Raw genomic sequence first — 19,731 nt, 5'->3', positions numbered from 1 at the left:
GGCGCCTCCCTCAGACTTTTTCCTTGGTTCGTTTACCGAATATTCCAGCCGGCAACACGAGCAAAATAACAATTAAGACAAAGTAAACCACCGCGTCCTTGTATGCGGATAGGCCAATCGCCTGAACACCAGTCTCCAGGATGCCGATAATAAAGCCCCCCAATGAAGCCCCAGGCACAGAACCAATCCCACCAATCACGGCTGCGACAAAGGCCTTGATACCGGGCGTCATGCCCATCAACGGATCAATCGAATTATAGTATAGGCCAATCAAGACTCCGGCAGCGCCGGCCATTGCAGACCCTAATGCGAACGTGAACGAAATCGTATGGTTAAGATTGATGCCCACCAACTGTGCAGCTTCGGGATCAACAGAAACGGCCCGCATTGCTTTACCCATTTTGGTACGTTTGATAATTAATTCCAATAGAATCATTAATAGGCACGCCGTTCCTAAGATCAGTAGCTGCACATTCGATACCCGCAATCCGCCCCAGTGATAAGTCACCACTTTGATTGCTTGGGGAAATGAACGGGCACTCGCACCAACAAAGTATGACATTCCATTCTCAAGCAAGAATGAAACACCGATTGCCGTGATTAGCGCGGTAATTCGCGGTGAATGGCGTAATGGGCGGTACGCGAAATATTCAATAATCACACCACTAACTGCGCAGATCACCATTGCGGACAGGAGCGCCGCAACAAAGTTAAAGTGTAGTGACTTCAAACTGTAATAGCCCCAAAAGGCCCCCAACATATAAATATCGCCATGTGCAAAATTAATTAATTTGATAATGCCATAAACCATCGTGTAGCCTAGCGCCAATAACGCGTAGATACTTCCTAGCGATAGTCCGTTGATCAATTGTTGTCCAAATGTCTGCATATGTGTTCCCCCACGCTTTCACTAGTCTGACTATTTGACGTTATAAACCTTGCTGACCACGCCATTCGTCAATTGTTCAATTGAAATCGTCTTTTCAGGATTATGTTGCTTATCGATAGTCGTCGTCCCAGTGACACCCTTGAAGTTCTTAAGTTTGGCCAAACCATCGGCGATTTTAACAGAATTAGCCGAGCCTTCCTTTTCGATGGCTGCTTTGATCATATAAACCGAATCATAAGCGAGTGCTGAAAAAGTTGGTGCGGCACTACCATACTTTGCCTTGTAAGCACTCATAAATTTCGAAGCAACTTTGTTCGTTGCCGAAGCCTTAGTAGAAAATGGCGTCGTGTAATAAACATTGGTAGCATTAGACTTGCCAGCAATTTGGGCTAATTTAGCATCCGCCATCCCGTCACTACCAACGATTGGAGCCTTGATTCCCGCTTGCCGCGCTTGCTTAACGATTAGACCGATTTCTGAATAGTAACCAGGCGCATAGATGGCATCGATCTTTTTATGTTTCAACGCAGTTAGGATGGCATTAAAGTCCTTATCGCCCTCTTGGAACGTTTGGCTGCTAACGACCGTGCCCCGATACTGCTTCTTAAACGCCTTTGTTAGGCCCGTGCCGTAATCACTGGAGTTATCAGTCAAAATGGCGACGCGTTTCGCCTTCAAGTTCTTAGTCACAAAGGTTGCTGCCGTGGCTCCTTGAAAATTATTCTGATAGCAAGCTCGGAATATGTACTTTTGAACTTTGCCACTCTTTTGCAACGTATAATCCGGATCGGTCGCTGATGGACTGACTGATGGTACTGCCGCCTTAGTCATATTAGGGATCGCCGCAGTCCCGGCGCTAGTTGTCGCGGGACCAACTACGGCCACGACCTTATCGTTATTCACGAGCTGGGCAGCCACGGAAGCAGCAGTCGTGTTCGATGTCTTATTGTCCCGGATCACCAACTGAATTTTCTTCTTGGTCCCCCCAACCTCGATTCCACCGCTCTTATTGATTTTCTTGACGGCTAACTGAATGCCTTGCTTTTGCTGTTCTCCATAACCGGCCGCAGATCCAGACAATTCCATATTGACCCCAATTTTAATAGTCTTGCCAGGATTATTTCCTTGACTTGAACTTGATTTGGCAGTGGCACACCCTGCCAGTGTCAACGCCATCGCACCAAGTGCTGCAATCTTCATCGTTTGTTTTTCCCATTTTTTCATTAGTTATTCCCACTTTCGTTTTTTTATTGCTACGTTGTTGACCCCGATCCTCCTTAAGTCACAAAAAGGCCTCATCCACCGTAGTGAATGAGGCCTTTACCCGGAACTGAGCCTCATTACCACAATGGGAAAGAAGGGCTCAGTTCACTTGAATTTTGAGTTATACTCAAGGTCAAGTGACCGGGTCCTTCTTCGTTAATAATAAGGCTAAATTTTGAACAGCAAGGGTTGTCAACAAGTTGGTTAGGTTAGATTGAATTTTCATAATTGACGCGCCTCGCTTTCAAAAGTTTTTGTAATGTTGATGTTTCTTAGATTAATTAACTTTTAATTATAAGTCAAGTGAATTTTTAATTGTTTTTATATTAATTAAAAGGTAAACCACTACGGGCTCATAGTGTCGACAGTAATTCGAAAAAATTATTTTTGGTCTTGATTAGCTTCGGTTGAGAGGCCCCCCTGACCAACCAGCTTATTCAGCCGGATTAAAAGCATAAAAAAAGAACTGATTACTAAACTGGCAATCAGTTCCCATTCAAAAATTAGGCCGTCATGGTCGTTATTCTAGTTAAGCCTTTAAGAGTTTTTCAACTTCGCTCTTGAGCTTAGCTTCGTCCATACTCATATAAGGCGCTACTTCGTCAGCCGTCTTGTCAGTATCATGACTATCAGCGTCCATAAAGTGATTCCAAATCGCATCCCGTACGGGTAACTTAGAGTCGCTCCAATCAAACACGTCCGTCATCTTTTCGTCTAACATACTGTTCATTTCAACTGCTGCAGCCATACTAAAACAACTTCCTTTCTAATTTTTGATACACCTTGATTATAGGTCAAAATTTGAAAAGTGGTTAAATTTTGTTTGGTATTACGAAAATAAATTACGCATTCTTTTGATAAATTGTTTGCAGGGCCGCAATATCAGCACTTGATAACGTGCTCTTGCCTTGTGAAACTGGGTACATCACGGATTCAGTCGATGAACTGTGATCCAACCCTAACGCATGACCTAACTCATGAACTGCGACCGATTTACTGAAAGCTGAAGCGTATGAGCCGTTAAGACTAGCCGTCGCGTTATTCCAATATTGAGTACCCCGCCAGCTGATTTGCTTAGTAATATCAGGGCCACCATGACCAAGTTCAACACTGGTCGCACCAGTCGTCATTTTTTTATGATACATCGAAAAAGTCACTGAATTTTGTGACCCGCTGGCTTGACCAGCTACCAGATGGACTAACCCAGTCTGGTTATAAGTCGCGACAGCTTCAAGAAAGACCTGCCGGGCCGCTTTGGGAACATTATGATCGAAGGAATAATAATACGTCTTCTTTAAGGTGGCGTTCTGCACGATCGATTCAATCGGTGTTGCTTGCGTTGTTGAACTAGTTGCTTGCGAACTCGAGCTAGTGACCGAACTGGCACTCGCAGTCTTATCCGTCTGCTGACCTGATGATTGCTTACTTGAGTTAGTCGCCGAATCTTCGGTAGCACTGCTAGTATCATCAGCACCCAACAAATGACTAGATAAGTCACCCGACAAGGCAGCCGCTAGATTCTGACGACTCGTCTGATATAAAGCTGCCGCGCGCGGGGCAAGCGTATCATAGTTGCGCCACCCAAATAACACGAGGCCGATTAGACACAGCGCTTTGATTCCGCGCATTAGATTTTTTAGCATGCTGTGCGCTCCTCTTAATTTTTTAACATGGTGACAAGCAATAATTTAAGTTTATTAAACCACATGACACCCCGCTTAAACATAGCTCTTAGTGAATCATTAAGAATATTTAGGATTACCGCAATCTACTTGTAATCTTAATCCGCTTTCACACACCTACTCGTCATTCTAACAACCGCGGCACCCCACTGAACAAAAAAAGACGTGAATTTTCATTTCCGTCTTGATGTGGCTACTTATTTCGAAAAACATACAGTTTCGAGAACAAGAAGTTCCCAATGATGGCGCCGGCCTGCCCAAGAATCTTGGCTAGTACCGCCGAGCTCCCCAATACTGACATCAACAACCATAAAATAATCGCTTCAACGACGTACGTCACGATCCGGGTCGCATAGAACTTACCCATTTCACGATAAACGTGGTGTGAATGATGGTCGAACACTTTCAAGCGGTCCACCCAGAACGCGACTTGAACGGCAATGACCCAGGAAATAACATTAGCGACCTGGTATTCGAGTCCGATTAGGTGGTACATCGTATAGAAAGTTGCAAAGTTGACCGCAACACTGATCAATCCCCACAAGATATAGCGAATCGCCTGATTACGGGTTTCTTTAACGGGTGAAATAATTTTTTTATCTAATTCTGCTGCTGGCTCTAAAATTTCAGTAACCGTTTCCTCATTTTGATCAACTTTAATCGAATCTGGCTTACTCATGGTTACTACACCTGACTTTCTTCACTTAAACATGATTATTGTGAAAGAATTCTGTTTAAGTTGTATCTTCATTTTTATGAGTAAAAATAACACAACTTAATCTTAGCACAGCAGTTAACTATTGGCGATGGCAACTATTCAGTTTTACCCCAATAATTCACATACACAAAACGCCAACCAGCTTTAACTGTCCGCATCAGCTAATTCTGCAGCTAGTTGGCATCATCATGGGGCCGTTGCACATCAACGAATAACCAAAATCTGCGACAATCATGAATTAAAAACGGCTTGCCGTAGCCGATAACTCATCATTATCATAGGTGCCAAAATGACCGTTGAGCGTGACTCGATCGCTACTAAATAGTGGTCGCAGCACTTAATAACACCATCCACAACCTGAACACCTAATCTGAAGTCTTTCTCGCCCGATTGAGCGGAATTTCAATCGCCATCACGGCCGCCGCTGTCCAAATAAAGAGATGCAAGAAGTCACCAACTAATTTTCCGCTCACATTCCCCGCTAAATATGCACCAGCATGTTGATTTAAGAACTGGGTTGATGGGATCTGACTAGCTAGTTGTGGCCACACCAACGCGATATTTAAAACCGCCAACATCGTAATAACCCCCACTAATTGCCACGCCTGGCGTTTAGTGGTTGCCCAATCATCAAAATAATTATAATTCATAATCAACGTCGTGGTCATCACAATCAACCCACCATTAATGACCATCGTCACGATGCCGTCGTTCCAATGCAAAAAATAGTGCAAATAGCTTAAAAATAGTAGGCCAACGACTAAGTCATAACTGATTGCCACCAAGCGCTGCTGCCGCCGATTATTTGCCGACTGAGCCTCGTAGTGTTTTAACATCCCTAAATCTCCCTTCAATAGTTGATCGACTGAAAAATCATACGCCATACTAATTTGCACCAACATGCCAATATCTGGATAGCTTCGACCATTCTCCCAGCTTGAAATCGTCTGTCGTGAAACGTGTAATTGTGTCGCGATGTCAGTTTGAGTCATCTTCTTTTGTTGCCGAATAATTTTTAAATTATCTGAAAAATTCATTTTCACACCTCCAAGCACATCGTACGCGACGGGTGATTGTTCGGCAAGATAAGTTTCTAAGCAAGTCGATGAAGCCGGCGATTTGCGCGTGTTGTATTTTTTGAGAATCGCGAACCAAAACGCTACGACAATGATTTCCGTCATAGCGTTTTAGTCTGCTTGGTTGACTGCTTAGTAAGTTAAAAATATTATTATCAATTAGAATGTTTTATATCAAACTGTTTTAATTATTTTGTAGGCATACCTAAAAAAGTATTTCCATTTACTTTTATTTATTGTACAATGACAACGGCTCAAAGATTTAGAGATATAGAAAGGTGGTCTTTTAATTGAGCGAAAAGACGAACACCCCAAACCGGAAGCATAAATTGATTGAATATGCTAACGGCCCCTCACTAGAGGAAATTAACGGTACCATCGAGGTTCCCAAGAATCTGAACTTCTGGAAAACCCTCTTTGCGTATTCAGGTCCTGGTGCCTTAGTTGCGGTAGGTTACATGGATCCCGGTAACTGGTCAACTTCCATCACCGGTGGTCAAAACTACCAATACATGCTAATGTCTGTCATCTTGATATCAAGTTTGATTGCGATGCTACTACAATACATGGCGGCTAAACTTGGTATCGTGAGTCAGATGGATCTGGCCCAAGCGATTCGGGCGCGGACGAGTAAATCACTCGGAATCGTCTTGTGGATTTTAACCGAATTAGCCATCATGGCGACCGACATTGCCGAAGTTATCGGTGCTGCGATTGCCCTCTATTTATTATTCAACATTCCGTTAGTCATTGCGGTGTTTATTACCGTGCTTGACGTTTTAGTTTTGCTATTATTGACCAAAATCGGTTTTCGGAAAATCGAAGCCATCGTGGTTTGTTTGATTTTAGTTATCTTATTCGTATTCGTTTATCAAGTCGCACTGTCCAACCCTGATTGGGGCGGTGTGATCAAGGGCCTAGTCCCAACCGCTGACACTTTCTCGACAAGTCGTTCAGTAAACGGTATGACGCCACTTTCTGGTGCTTTAGGGATTATCGGTGCCACCGTCATGCCACACAATTTGTACTTACATTCAGCCATCTCACAAACGCGGAAGATTGACCACAACGATGAGGAAAATGTCGCGCGGACCGTTAAATTCGCTGCTTGGGATTCCAATATCCAACTTTCATTCGCTTTCGTGGTTAATTCACTATTATTGATTATGGGCGTTGCCGTCTTTAAGAGTGGCGCTGTTAAAGATCCTTCATTCTTCGGTCTTTATGAAGCATTATCCAATACATCAATGTTAAGCAATGGTATTTTAATCAGTGTTGCTAAATCTGGGGCGCTCTCAGCCCTCTTCGCCATCGCGTTACTGGCTTCTGGGCAAAACTCCACAATTACCGGTACGTTAACTGGGCAAGTCATCATGGAAGGGTTCGTCCACATGCGGATGCCACTCTGGTTACGGCGGTTAGTGACCCGGTTGATCTCCGTTATTCCCGTCCTCATTTGCGTGCTATTAACTAGTGGTAAGAGTGCAATCGACGAGCATACTGCATTGAATAATCTGATGAATAACTCACAAGTCTTTCTGGCTTTCGCCCTTCCATTCTCCATGTTGCCACTATTAATGATGACTGACAGCGCGGCAGAAATGGGCAAACGATTCAAAAACTCACTTTGGATCAAAGGTTTAGGTTGGTTATCCGTCATCGGTTTGACTTTCTTAAACTTACTCGGTCTACCAGATTCAATCTTAGGCTTCTTTGGCGATAATCCTTCAGCTGGCGAACAGACTTTTTCTAAAATTCTAGCCTACCTTTTGATTGCCGCTATCTTAGCCCTACTTGTCTGGACCGTCTTCGACCTACAACGCGGTAACAAACGTTACGTTGAACAGCAACTTGCTGCAGCAGCAAAGGAGGCCAACAAATAATGGCGACTAAATTCAACCGGATTCTCGTTGGTGTTGATGATTCTGCCGATGCTTTACTTGCTTTTGACTATGCAATCCATCAAGCGAAGCAAGATGGTGCCGAACTGGTCATTATCTCGATTCTTGAAAATGATGAAATGAACGTCTATCAAGCGCTCAGTAAAGACTACATTCATGGTGAACGCCAAGAACTTGAACAGCATATTTTGAAATATCAAAAGCAAGCCCAAGCTGCTGGTGTCACCAAAGTCCACGCAATGATTGCGGAAGGCGAACCTGGCGAGACCATCGTTAAGGAAGTCATCCCCCACGTTCAACCGGACTTACTCATTATTGGCTCCCTAGCCAAAAAGGGGATTGCCAAACACTTTGGTAGCCAAGCTGCTTATATGGCAAAATACGCACCGATTTCAGTTTTAGTTATTCGTTAAATCAATTAAAATAACCTCAAAACCCCCGTTTTCAATGTGGAAACGGGGGTTTTAGGTTCGTCAAACATTATTTGACTATTAGCCTAAACATACTATAATAGTCACTGAAGGGGGATTCGATTATGACACCAAACGAAACCTACGACGCATTAGAACAATGGCACTTATTACCGGCGACTAATTTTACCTGGCGGCCCTTCACCGCTACCGCTATTTATGTTGACAGCCCGCATGCGCGGCGTGTCTATCAGCTAGACTTAGCTGACGACACGGTCGAGATCTTTCAGGCCGATCCAGGCTCAGAACTGTCTGAACATTTCTTACCATATAAGACAGTTACACTAACCACAACTCAAATCAATCAATTCAAGCATACCCAGCCAGTTGCATCATAACGGCTACGGGCAAAGCGGCGGGCACACCCTCTTAGTCAATGATTAAGAAGGCGTGCCCGCCGCTTATAATTTCAATTATTAATGATCCAAATCAACTGCTCGTTGACGATCATGGTGGATCAACCACAACAATCCCAATAAGAGCACCAAGAGTCCAACCAACATCAACGCATTCTTGAAGTGCGCTTTAATCAGTTCATCGCCACCCCAAGCATAGATAATCGCCGTGGGCATGCTGCCCAGTAGCGTTGCTGCGGCTAGCTGCCGGGGTGTCACCGCCGTTTCAATGGCCGCTAAACTAACTAATGACGTTGGAATAAACGGTATCGTATACCCAATCACGATTCCTAATAAGGGGTGCCGCATCTTACCAATGGCCGTCACGAGTTTTGACGGCTGTTGATCACGTCGAGCCGTTACCCGTCCGAAAAAGCGTTGTGCAATCAAGTTGCCCAGCGTAATGCCAATAATATTTAACACTGCCCCAAGCCCTTTGCCGAAACAGATGCCAGCAACGACACTGATCGTCGCCACGGGGGCACCTGGAATAATTGAAAAGCAAATCAATAAGGGAACTACTAATAAAATATCAATCGCGCGGTGTCGTCGAACTTGGGCCACCAGTGCTGATTGATCAAATACCCGATGCTGAATGATCTCCCAAGTACCATGGTAGCGATAGATCAACAGTCCAATTAATAGTAATGCTAGCAGTACTGCCCCACTGATAAGCTGTCGTTTCGTTATCTTAACCTTCACAACTTCCTCCCGTCATTAATCATGATGCGGTTCATGTTTAATTTCATGAGCCACATGTCCAATCATGGCATCAACCATTTCCAAAATATGGGGATCGTCTAGACAATAGTAGACATGCTTCCCCCGCTTCGTTTTAGATACCAACTGATACTGAAACAAAATTGCTAACTGATGCGAGACTAATGGCTGCGCCAAATGAACATGTTCAACGATTTGCGTGACGTCCGCTTCATGGTGTTCTAAAAAAATTAGGATTTTAATCCGATTAACATTACTCAGTACTTTGTATATTTTAGCCGCCTCAGTTAATAGTGGCCCGCTGACCTCCATGCCAGTTCCTCCGTTCTCACCAATCATAGGAATGCGATTAAATGGCTAATTAGCCCACTATCCCAGAAAACATATAAGCCAATCACCACGTAACAAATTTTCATCAACCGTTCACCATGAGCCGCTATTTGCTTTTGAACAGCCTTGATTTCCGCCACCTGGTTAATGATAAGCACGACAAGCATCGTCAATATACCAATAAATCCTAAAGTCATCACAAAGTGTACCATGCTTTCCCCAACGAGCACAGGTAAAAAGATCGATAAATTACAACCAGCACATACGGCCAAATAAGTGACTAGTACGTTAATCACCGGCGACCCACCAGCCCGATCGGCGGTATCATCATCATCGTCGTGAAACGCAAGCCAAATCGGCAGCACACCCAAGAATCCTAATAACCATTCTGGCAAAAATAAGGTCAGTGCTTTACCCACAAAGAAGCTTGCCGTTAGTAGAATAAGATTGCCCAATAAATAGCCCAACAAGACCTGCCACAACCGATACTTTTTCAATAAAAAAACCAACATCAAGAAAAAATCCAAATTGACACTCAAAAACGTTAACGCTAAAACCCCATAATGCATCATTTCACCCACTCTTCTTTACGCGTTATGCTAGTATTTAGCATCAACTGTGATTAAAACGTGCCAAGTTTAGATTGTTGTTCGTCAGCCGGTGCGCGTCCTAATCCGACCTCCGGGGCTGGGTGACAATTGCTGGAACGCAGCCGACGTCGATTTGAGCTAACGCATAACCCGCGTCATCTCAAATACGAGTCTTATTCTAAGCCGGAAGCAACCCACTTCCAGCTAAGAATAATTTGGCTACTGAGCATTGTCACCCAGCCCCTCCAGTCGGGAAGCCACTCGAATGGCTGATGAACAGCCACTGAACTCGGTACAATTTGTCGTTGGCTATTTTGATACTGAACCCTTTCAGTTAAATATCAGAGTGCCTTCTCCACTTTTTCGAAATATTCAATTATTACTACGGTAATTTAGAAACAGTGAGTTATCACAAGACTTTTTCAATCTGACAGTTGATTGAGAAAACTACCGTTTATGAAAAACAACGACAAATCCAGCAAAAGTTGAGTACATCCCTATCAGCCATTCGAACGCTATCCCGACTGGAAGGTGTTTCTGACAATGCCCAGTGGTGAAATTTCACTTAGCAAGCGTCCTGTGCTTGGTTAGTGAAAGGCCAGTATTTGAGACGTGGTTTTTCGGCTCAAATCTGTGCCCACCACGTTCCGGCAATTGGCAGAAATGCCTGGAGGTCGGTGTAGGACGAACTAACTAAGCAAGTTTACGCTGAGTCGAACTTTCCCAGCGGTCCATAGCTGGCTGCTTTTGAACTTAAAAACTTTGCACATTTTAATCACGATTCATGACAAATTGGCTCGCGCAATGTGTGTTCTATTTAGTTGTCTTCATTATATGTCAATTTCGACATATGTAAAGCAAATTAGCATCAAAGGCCCCACGCACAAAAAACGGTAATGAATCCCGTTCTGGGCTTCATTACCGTTTTACTAACAGACTATTTTAGTTAATGACTCACAATTACTTAATCAGCGGCGAGGGCATCGATTGGATTCAACCGAGCGGCGCGCCAAGCTGGTAAGATGGCTGCTAATAAAGCAATCACCAGGGCAATGATAAAGGTCGAGATAATATTACTTACCTGAATCTCAATCATATTGTAGCTGGCGATTTGGTAGAGGACCTTATTCAAGGCAGCTCCAATACCATAAGCAATTCCAGTAGCTAGTAGTGCACTGATGACCCCAATGATCAATGATTCACTCGTGAACAATCGCCGAATATCACGGCGACTTTCACCCAGCGCACGTAAGATTCCGATTTCTTTCTTCCGGGCACTGACCGACATGAACATGGTCACGATGATCATTAACGCTGAGACTAGTAGGGAAATTCCAGCGATTGCCGCCAAAATCGTGGTTGCTAAGTTAACATACGTATTGACCGTATCAAGCATGCTGGCAATACTGGTGGCACGGTAAACCCGTTTGCCATCAATCTTTAGCTTATTAATCTGCTTGGTTACAGCATCATTATGCTCCCGCGAATCAACTTTCACCGCAACTGAAGTTGGCTGCGTACTTAAATTCTTTGCTGACCGCATATCTTTCATAGTGGCGTAGGTCACGGCGTTCACACCACTTCCAGTCGTGCTGTCCGTGATCCCAGCAACCGTTAATTGCCGTTTAACCGTGACACTTTTACCACTCTTATTCGTTGTCTGAAAAGCCACAGTCACTTTCTTACCGACCAATTGCTTCCAATTCTTAGATGACCATTTCTTCGCCACACTACTCTTATCGACGACGATTTCATTCTTACCAGCCACGTGACCAGCTTTAATAATCGACTTCCGGTTAGAAGCCGTCCACGTTGTTAACGATGAAGCGGTGTAGTCTTTATTACCAACTGTAATTGTCGCGTTGCTTGCACTCAAAATTGGCTGAACGGTCTGAACATGCGCAACTTTTTTCAGTTTACTCAGTTGGGCCGTACTGAACGTTGGCTGATTGGTCGTCGCCACACTCGCCCCCATGGCAGCTGCCTGCTGGTTACCTTCTTGGCTGCCGCCTCGCTGACTTTGACTCGATTTTTGATACCGACTCACTGTCACGACACGGGGATTGACCATATCATTGATTTCCTGATTAATATACCCCTTGAGGCCATTACCTAACCCGTTAAACAACATCACTGCGAATAAACCAATCGCTGTCCCAATGATAATAATCAAGTTCCAAGTCCAAGTATAGCGTAGATGTTTAAACGCCGTGTTCAGTGGCACATACCACGGTAACTTACGTGCCGCAATCTGTTGGCGATTTTCATCGACCGGATAAGCGGGTTTCACCCGCTCGTCATCCGTGATTTTACCATCAGCTAAGCGCACGATTCGAGTACCCGCATTCGCAACATCCTGCGAATGTGTCACACAAATTACAAGCCGACCTTCCGCCGCAATCTGATCCAAAATTTTCAAAACTTCCGTGGTATTTTCAGAATCCAATGCGCCAGTCGGTTCATCCGCGATAATAATCTGCGGATCACTCGCTAAAGCCCGGGCAATCGCAACTCGCTGCTTCTGGCCACCAGATAATTGGTTCGGGTACTTTTTAATTTGATCCGCTAACCCCACCTGAGTTAACAGTTGCTTAGCTCGTTGCTCACGTTCTGACCGATTTAACTTGGTCATATCTAACGAGATCAGGACATTGTCTAACACGGACAGATGGTTGATCAAATTATATGATTGATAAATATAACCGACTGTTTCACGCCGATACTGATCCATCTGTTTCTCTTGGTGATGATCTAACGCGGTTCCTTGCAATAACACTTGTCCCTGAAATTGCCGATCCAAGCCACCAATGATATTCATCAACGTTGACTTACCACCGCCAGATTCCCCTAAAATCGCGACGAATTCACCTCGTTCAAAAGTTAGATTAATCCCATTCAAGACTGGGAAAGCTTCCTTGCCTAAATAATAGGCCTTGTGAATATCTTTTAATTCTAAGTAGCTCATCCTCGCTCACCCTACCTTACTGTACGTCAATATCGTGTGCCAACTCCCCTTTATTTATATCAAGGGCTTTAACTGTGACTATTAGTCATTAAGTTTACCAAAAAAACAACTGTGGAAAAAATCTTATACCTTATTTTTATTGAATCTTATCATAGCACTTTAGTTAGACTATAACAACAAAAACTAACTATTAGGCTAAATAATTTGAAATTAATTATTAAGGAGTGACATTACAACCTGGTTCGCTCTGGTACTTCAACCGACATCACCACCGTCGATCAGCGTGCACAAAAGGCAGTTTCGAGAAACACACCGTTCCCAGAAACTGCCTCATCCGTGCTTACTTCCAAAATTATCGTGCCAAGTTATATTTACCTAGGCGCGTCGCTTCCGCCACCAAACCGCGATTGCACCAGTCAGCATGAGGAACACACCGCCGGCGACTGCTAGCCAGCGTTGCACCGCTTCACCTGTCTGTGGTAACCAGCCGCTACCATGATGACCTGTCGAATGACTGCCATGATTAGTAGCTGCACTCGAGCTAGTTTCAGGCAATACCGTGCCACTCGTCACCCGATCCGTGACTGTACTTGCATGCGAACTAGCTGTACCGGCCGTCATTGAAGTGCCATTGTCGTTGGTGCTCGTTTTGTCTGCACCTGATGTATTAACTGTCCCACTCCCCGTGGTGCTAGTTTCATGCTTGTCGGGTTTGACAGCAGTACCGTTGCCATTCGGTTTAGTTGTGCTACTACCATTTTTGTCCGGCTTAACGGTAGTACCATTGCCACCTGGTTTAGTCGTGTTGCTACCATTTTCATCCGGTTTAACGGCAGTACCGTTACCATCTGGTTTAGTTGTCGTGCTGCCATTTTCATCCGGTTTAACGGCAGTACCATTGCCATCTGGTTTAGTTGTCGCGCTACCATTTTCATCCGGTTTAACGGCAGTACCATTGCCATCTGGTTTAGTTGTCGTGCTACCATTTTCATCCGGTTTAACGGCAGTACCATTGCTATCTGGTTTAGTTGTCGTGCTGCCATTTTCATCCGGCTTGACCGCAGTACCATTGCCATCTGGTTTAGTCGTCGTGCTGCCGTTTTCGTCGGGTTTAGCCGTACTCGTCAGTGGATTATCATTATCCAAATCCACAAGCACTTCTGTACCGTCGGCAGTGGCAGCCATTGCTTGACTTAACATGATGGTCTTAGCCGCACGCGTCTTACTTGGTACGAGTTTAATCGTCACCAGGTCAGTCACGGGTTGGCTGGCACTGACTGTTAATCTTAATTGACCATTAGCGACCGTCTGCCGTAAAATCTGCACGCCGGTTGGAACCTTAACGTCAGCGACTTCCCGACCTGCTAAGTCCAATTGCAGATCAAATGCCGTCAGTTGCCGGTTTTGGTTATGAGTCAATTGAACTTTTGCTTCCTGATCATTGCGACTGAGCTTTAACGTTTCAACTGAACGTTTCTTCTTCGATAGGTCAGTCTGCTTAAGAAAAGCCGATGAGTCAAAGACCTGACTGTCAAACATCTGTGGTGTCTGTGGGACTTGCAAAGCATTCAGGATGAGCGCACTGATATCAGCATTGCTTCCACCATGCAAACGGCGGCCATTATCGACCGTTTCGCCACCGAGCGCCATGAAAATACTGCGGTTATATTCATCCCAACCACCATGATTCTTGCCAGAACCGCCATGATCAGCGTTGGCAATGACTAACGTATCATGAATGTGACCGGTTGCTTCAAGCTTATCCATTACTCGCTTGAACAGCGCATCATATTGCGCGTACTTATCCCAGTAATTGTCATTGTACCAGCCGTGACCGTGTCCCTGACCGTCCATATAATCACTTTGCATGTAGACTAACCCAGTACTTTGAAATTCTGGCGTGCCGATATAGTTAGCCACATCATCAAAGGATTTCAGCGAAGCTGACTGTTTAGTAGTCACCGCGGCATCTGGTTCAATGATGCTATTGACGATTGGTCCCCATTCTGAGAAAGCCGCAGCGCCCCGAGTTGGATTATCGGCTTGTAACATCTTAAATACTGATGGGAACATTGCTTGTGGTTTGTTAAAGTCTGCAAAGTATTCTTGTCCCATGGTCGCGTTAGTCCCTTGATATTCCTTAGGTAGCGTGTCCCATGGCCGACCATGTAACATGGAAATGTAGTTTTGTGCCGAAATCGCTGGTGAAACGGCCCGCGCTGACGTACTCATTGCAAACTGCTTATTGAATAAGTCCATCGTATACGTATTCCGACGTTTCTTCATGATTTCTGGGTTGGTTGTCCATACGGGAGTCTTAGTTCCTTGCTCCGCACCTTGTGCATAGTACATTCCCTTCGGATCCCAGGGGTTCCCACCACCATCAGTCGTTAAAACGACCACGTGTTTATAAGGCTTGATTTCAGCTGCTTTGGCGGCTGCCACTTTATCGGCTGCGTTTGCCAGGGCCACGTCACCAACACCAATAATCCCATCACCGTTGTAATCTAGCGCGTACTTACCTTGAATTTCAACAGTTTGGGCTGGCCCTAGTTCAATGGTTGTATCTTTAGTTAGCTGCTCAAACTTGATCTGCGTCTCACCAGCGGCCTTAGCTTTCAAATTAAGGTGCGCTAACCGCGTTTGCGCATACATTTTAAATTCAGCTTTTGAAAGGTTCGCCGTCGTAGTCAGGCGAATACGGCCAGGCGCAATCAGTTGGATCTGCGTCTTTCCCCCTTGTAAGAGACGTTCTGCACCGACATAGTCAAACTTAGCCGCATCATACACGACATCCATGGTGATTGGGGCGGCACCGGTAGCTTTAATTTGCCGGGCGTGTACATTAAGACCATAAATGTGCCCACTCGCAATTCGCTTCGGGCCAACGAGCTTCGTCGCAATCGTTTGGTCGACTGGTACGGGTGCGACCGGCTGCTTGCCGACCTGTGCTTCAACGTTCAATTGACTTACTTGTTGGGACGTCAATGTCTGATCGTACAAGCGGGCCTGTCTAATTTGACCGGTCATCATTGACTGAACGTGACTTCCAGGAACCGCGTCACCACCCAGCACAAAGTCTTTGGTTCCTTGTGCCAGCTTTAAATCACCGGGCATAGCCACTTGTTGGACTAACTGGCCATCCAAATACAAGCTAGCCGTCTTATTCTTATCGATCACACCAACCGCATGCACCCACTGCCCCTTATGTAAGGTGCCTTTAGGAGTCTTATAGCCGGAACCATCATGGGCGAAGAAAACGACTTGATTGTTTTGCACCCCAAGTCCTAAACCACCACCCTGTTGGCTAGAAAAGATCTCATGTTCACCATTGGCATCGGCGGCTGGATCATATTTAAAGTACGCCTCGATCGCCATCCCATTCTGTAACTTTGCAAACTGCTGATCCGTGAAGGTCGTGTAAAACGCTGATTTGCCATCCAAGTTCAACACTTGGTCGTTAAATTCAGGGTCCTTCGTCACGGCAGGCTGCCCATAGTTTTGCCACTGCGTCTGCCCAATTAAATCAACCAATTGTTGATTTTGAACTGCCAAACTCAAGGTTGCTGTTGGAACTGCCGGGCTGGCAACTGGTTCGGCAACTTGCTCACTCGGAGTCGCCATCGGGGTTACTGCAGCGACGGCCGGGGTCACCGTCGTTGTTAAGATTGCTGAACAAACTAATAAGGTCGTTAAAACACGCGGCTTTATCATTATAAAATTATCACTCCATCTTTTTTATCGTAAAACAAACTGCACTTTTAAGAATAGTTAAGGAATGTAAAGTGTTTAGTCAGATGTTTGTAAAGAAACGATATTATTTATGTTGCGATACTTTACCAGCCAGAAACTTGTCAACGACCCCAATCAAAAAAGCTCCCCACGTCTTGCTGGGAAGCCTGATAAGCTAATCTATTCCTGTCGCACTAAGCCGTTTGTTGATAGCCATTTGCAACCAGCTGATTTCTAAACCACGTCTCAAACATAAAACCATACCAAATATCGCCTAGTAACCCGATACTCATGACAACTTGGTCACTAAAAAACAGCTGCGTCACCATATTTAACGACAGCATGCCTAAGAATGGCACCGCCGTTTTCAGTAAGAAAAACGAGGTTCGACACCGCACACTGAACAGCGCATAAAACCACGTGAACAACAGGGCCCACACGTTAAAGTGCCCGTACACTTGCTTGGTACTGGTCTCGCCATTGATAGTCTTAGTAAACGTCATATCATGTCTAGCTCGCTTGTTAAAGCCAAACCATTCTGATGGTGCAAAGTTCATGAAAACCCTCCTCGTATCCTGTTCAATCATTATAAGAGTTAACTCACTAACTTACCACTAACTATCACGCTTGCATGCCAAAAAATCGTCGTACCTCATTAGCGTAATTAAACTTAGCGTTCAGTTTGCCCAATAAGGCTTGGTCATGGGTACTCGTAAAACCAGTCCGGCGAAGATGTTCATATAAGTCTAAATATGGTAATTGTTGTTCACGCGCAACGGTCAACTCAAGGCTAATATCATAATCAACTTTTCGAAAATCCACACTGATTCGACCCGCGTCATCCACCGTTAAGATTGCATAGTGAGCACGCTGATCAGCCATGAACTTAGCGTATGGACTATAAGGTTGGCCTGTCGCCCCGGGATTAATAATGAGCTGGCCCCGCTGACTCACCCGCATAATTTGTTGGTGGGTATGGCCGTAAACGGCCACATCCGCATCACCAGCTAGGTGATCAAAATTAGACTGGCGTTCATCCGGATACAGGTCGTGACCAGTCGAGCGTTCCGGCTGATTATGGGCCAGTTGAAAAGTTAACCCGTTCACGACCATCGTTGTCGCAATGGGCCGTTGCACTAATTCAGCGTAATGTGATTTGCTCAGATGGGTCACCAGATACGCGGTCAATCGTGCAAAATAAATCTGTGAAGGATCATCCAGTCGCCCGTTTCCAGTCATGACCGCATTAATCCCCTGTTCCCAATTACCTTGCAACCATACTGACGGCGCAGTGTCCGCTAAGGTCTGGTAGAGCTTTTCGGCACCCGGGCCGGGTAAGAATAGATCACCGAGGAACCAATAATCCGTCGCGGCTTGCTGACGCGCATCCGCCAACACAGCATTAAGCGCCGTCAAGTTTCCATGAATATCTGCCAGCACAGCAATCCGGTGTTGCATTTCTCGACACTTCCTTTTGCACATAATACTTCTAGTATACGCTGGCAATTTACACTTGTCGCATGATCTCTGTTAAGCCAGCTTATTAATTGGCCATAACAAGCGCAGATGGTCGTCATCACAACTATTTGCATGTATGCTAATAGTAATATTTAGTCTAATTAATACCTTGGAGGAGGCATTCAACATGCAACAATTAACACCATTAGCCGCCTATTCAGACTTGGCATTCGATTGGTCGATCGTTATTAATGAAGGGGCTGCGGGACTAACGACCATTCGCCAGCATTTAGCAGCCACGCTTAGCGACTGCCTGGCCGCACACGTGACCATCCTTTGTCGACCTGCGATGTTTTTCCTGATCATTCACGACCACCGGCAAAAGGTTGCGATTCCCGGTCATATTTATCCTGGTACGGAACAACCTTATGAAATCCAACTAGACGGCTGGCCGGTAAATAATAGCACCGCTTTTATGACAATTATTCATAAGTATCACTAAGCACTTGATACTACTTATCTGTCGTTACCACGCCAATCATCGAAAGTGCTAATATATTCAGTGTTAACAATGCGAGCGCTTCCCTCCCTATGTTAGAATATACTAAGAACCAATCAGGGGGGAAATCAAATTGCAGATTGATAAACAACAAGTTGGTAATCGTATTCACCAACTTCGAATTGCCGCTGGTTTAAGTATGGCCAAACTTGCATCTGCGATTGGCTTGGCTGGAAAAAGCACAATTAATGACTGGGAAAAGGGACGTACGCTAGCTAACGCGGACCGACTCGCTAAAGTAGCTGCATACTTTGACGTATCCACTAATTACCTTTTATACGGTAGTTTGACTGAATATGTCACCGCTGTCTTTCAAAATGGTGGTCTCAATCATTCAGAATTCAATGTCCTACTATGGGAATATGTGGACCTAACTACGACCAATCCGAACATTCTTTCTAGTGACTTGTTCAGTTCGGCCTCACAGACTGAACAGGGCGTATCCGACCCAACTAAAATCGCGGCGGCCTTAATTACACCGACTATCAATAATGCGATTCGGCAGATTGTTCCTGAAATCGTCCAACACTACCAACAAACGACAACCTATCCAGAACCTCAAGCCGTCATTCAGGCCGGTTGCTATGTCTTTCGTCACCGAATACAGATTATTCGGCGGACCTTTACGGGTAAATACAACCGGATCGTCCGCTTACTAGACAATGTCGATTTATACGAAAAGTTACAGCCAGACGATGACTTAAAGGCGTACTTGAATCAAACAACGGGGCCTAAAACTCAAGTTCAAAACGGTTATTCGTTGGATGAAAAGTATCAGCGCCAAATGAACAAAGTTATCACGGAATTTCACCAAGCACTCAATCGCATCAATGATGCCTACCAAGCTGAACTGATGGCTTGTGGACAAGGACAGGCTCATTCTGCGGCAGATTGAATTGCTTGCAACCGCCAATCAAAAATCAACTGAACACGAAGAGGCTGTGACATAACTAGCCTCTGTATAAGCAAATGGGACGAGAAAC

At 45.0% G+C, this 19,731-nt stretch carries 18 protein-coding genes; 5 read left to right on the top strand and 13 right to left on the bottom strand.

From position 1 onward, the window contains the following. Positions 1-10: 10 nt before the first annotated feature. From ACWQAU_RS07820 to ACWQAU_RS07795, 6 genes are all read right to left on the bottom strand, one after another. Entirely contained in the window at positions 11-889 is an 879-nt protein-coding gene (locus ACWQAU_RS07820; protein ID WP_003642246.1) for a branched-chain amino acid ABC transporter permease, read from the bottom strand. Between the two features lie 30 nt (positions 890-919). Beyond that, entirely contained in the window at positions 920-2,113 is a 1,194-nt protein-coding gene (locus ACWQAU_RS07815; protein WP_079111843.1) for an ABC transporter substrate-binding protein, read from the bottom strand. 568 nt (positions 2,114-2,681) lie between these two features. Beyond that, entirely contained in the window at positions 2,682-2,900 is a 219-nt protein-coding gene (locus tag ACWQAU_RS07810) for a P8 family protein (RefSeq protein WP_003642248.1), read from the bottom strand. A gap of 94 nt (positions 2,901-2,994) precedes the next feature. Continuing rightward, the gene (locus ACWQAU_RS07805) at positions 2,995-3,795 is read right to left on the bottom strand and encodes a matrixin family metalloprotease (RefSeq protein ID WP_003642249.1); all 801 of its coding nucleotides are present in this window, start codon (positions 3,793-3,795) and stop codon (positions 2,995-2,997) included. A 232-nt stretch (positions 3,796-4,027) separates the two neighbouring features. Then, complete coding sequence (locus ACWQAU_RS07800) at positions 4,028-4,513, bottom strand: GtrA family protein (RefSeq protein WP_003642250.1); 486 nt, start codon at positions 4,511-4,513, stop codon at positions 4,028-4,030. A 404-nt stretch (positions 4,514-4,917) separates the two neighbouring features. After that, positions 4,918-5,589, bottom strand: a complete 672-nt coding sequence (locus ACWQAU_RS07795) for a helix-turn-helix domain-containing protein (protein ID WP_003642252.1) — start codon at positions 5,587-5,589, stop codon at positions 4,918-4,920. A 329-nt stretch (positions 5,590-5,918) separates the two neighbouring features. Here ACWQAU_RS07795 and ACWQAU_RS07790 point away from each other — a divergent pair, with 329 nt between their 5' ends. The 3 genes from ACWQAU_RS07790 (at position 5,919) to ACWQAU_RS07780 (ending at position 8,337) form a co-directional block, all read left to right on the top strand. After that, positions 5,919-7,511, top strand: coding sequence for an Nramp family divalent metal transporter (locus ACWQAU_RS07790; protein WP_027821763.1), 1,593 nt, complete (start codon positions 5,919-5,921; stop codon positions 7,509-7,511). Continuing rightward, on the top strand, positions 7,511-7,942 hold the full coding sequence (locus ACWQAU_RS07785) for a universal stress protein (RefSeq protein ID WP_003642254.1): 432 nt from the start codon (positions 7,511-7,513) through the stop codon (positions 7,940-7,942). The genes ACWQAU_RS07790 and ACWQAU_RS07785 overlap by 1 nt, the downstream gene beginning before the upstream one ends. 122 nt (positions 7,943-8,064) lie before the next feature. Next, positions 8,065-8,337, top strand: a complete 273-nt coding sequence (locus ACWQAU_RS07780) for a hypothetical protein (protein ID WP_003642255.1) — start codon at positions 8,065-8,067, stop codon at positions 8,335-8,337. Positions 8,338-8,415: 78 nt separating this feature from the next. Here ACWQAU_RS07780 and ACWQAU_RS07775 read toward each other — a convergent pair whose 3' ends face one another. From ACWQAU_RS07775 to ACWQAU_RS07745, 7 genes are all read right to left on the bottom strand, one after another. Further along, positions 8,416-9,096, bottom strand: a complete 681-nt coding sequence (locus tag ACWQAU_RS07775) for a TVP38/TMEM64 family protein (RefSeq protein WP_003642256.1) — start codon at positions 9,094-9,096, stop codon at positions 8,416-8,418. Between the two features lie 15 nt (positions 9,097-9,111). Beyond that, the gene (locus ACWQAU_RS07770; RefSeq protein ID WP_003643354.1) at positions 9,112-9,426 is read right to left on the bottom strand and encodes an ArsR/SmtB family transcription factor; all 315 of its coding nucleotides are present in this window, start codon (positions 9,424-9,426) and stop codon (positions 9,112-9,114) included. A gap of 23 nt (positions 9,427-9,449) precedes the next feature. Next, complete coding sequence (locus ACWQAU_RS07765; protein ID WP_003643355.1) at positions 9,450-10,016, bottom strand: cadmium resistance transporter; 567 nt, start codon at positions 10,014-10,016, stop codon at positions 9,450-9,452. Positions 10,017-10,998: 982 nt separating this feature from the next. Beyond that, on the bottom strand, positions 10,999-12,999 hold the full coding sequence (locus ACWQAU_RS07760; RefSeq protein WP_015380873.1) for an ABC transporter ATP-binding protein/permease: 2,001 nt from the start codon (positions 12,997-12,999) through the stop codon (positions 10,999-11,001). Positions 13,000-13,374: 375 nt separating this feature from the next. Then, a complete protein-coding gene (locus ACWQAU_RS07755; RefSeq protein ID WP_027821762.1) occupies positions 13,375-16,713 on the bottom strand; it encodes an alkaline phosphatase family protein in 3,339 nt (1,112 codons plus the stop codon). A 212-nt stretch (positions 16,714-16,925) separates the two neighbouring features. After that, positions 16,926-17,288 carry a hypothetical protein gene (locus ACWQAU_RS07750; RefSeq protein WP_027821761.1) on the bottom strand — a complete coding sequence of 121 codons (363 nt, stop codon included), beginning with the start codon at positions 17,286-17,288 and terminating at the stop codon, positions 16,926-16,928. A 64-nt stretch (positions 17,289-17,352) separates the two neighbouring features. Next, positions 17,353-18,189: a metallophosphoesterase family protein gene (locus tag ACWQAU_RS07745; RefSeq protein ID WP_003642262.1), complete on the bottom strand. Its 837-nt coding sequence runs from the start codon at positions 18,187-18,189 to the stop codon at positions 17,353-17,355. Between the two features lie 187 nt (positions 18,190-18,376). Between ACWQAU_RS07745 and ACWQAU_RS07740 the strand changes: the two genes are divergently transcribed. Both ACWQAU_RS07740 and ACWQAU_RS07735 read left to right on the top strand, forming a co-directional pair. Further along, entirely contained in the window at positions 18,377-18,691 is a 315-nt protein-coding gene (locus ACWQAU_RS07740) for a hypothetical protein (RefSeq protein WP_003644899.1), read from the top strand. Between the two features lie 130 nt (positions 18,692-18,821). After that, positions 18,822-19,643: a helix-turn-helix domain-containing protein gene (locus ACWQAU_RS07735; RefSeq protein WP_011102002.1), complete on the top strand. Its 822-nt coding sequence runs from the start codon at positions 18,822-18,824 to the stop codon at positions 19,641-19,643. Positions 19,644-19,731: the final 88 nt, after the last annotated feature.

The organism is Lactiplantibacillus sp. 3062 (assembly GCF_055413545.1).
This window is presented reverse-complemented; position numbering and strand designations above follow the sequence as displayed.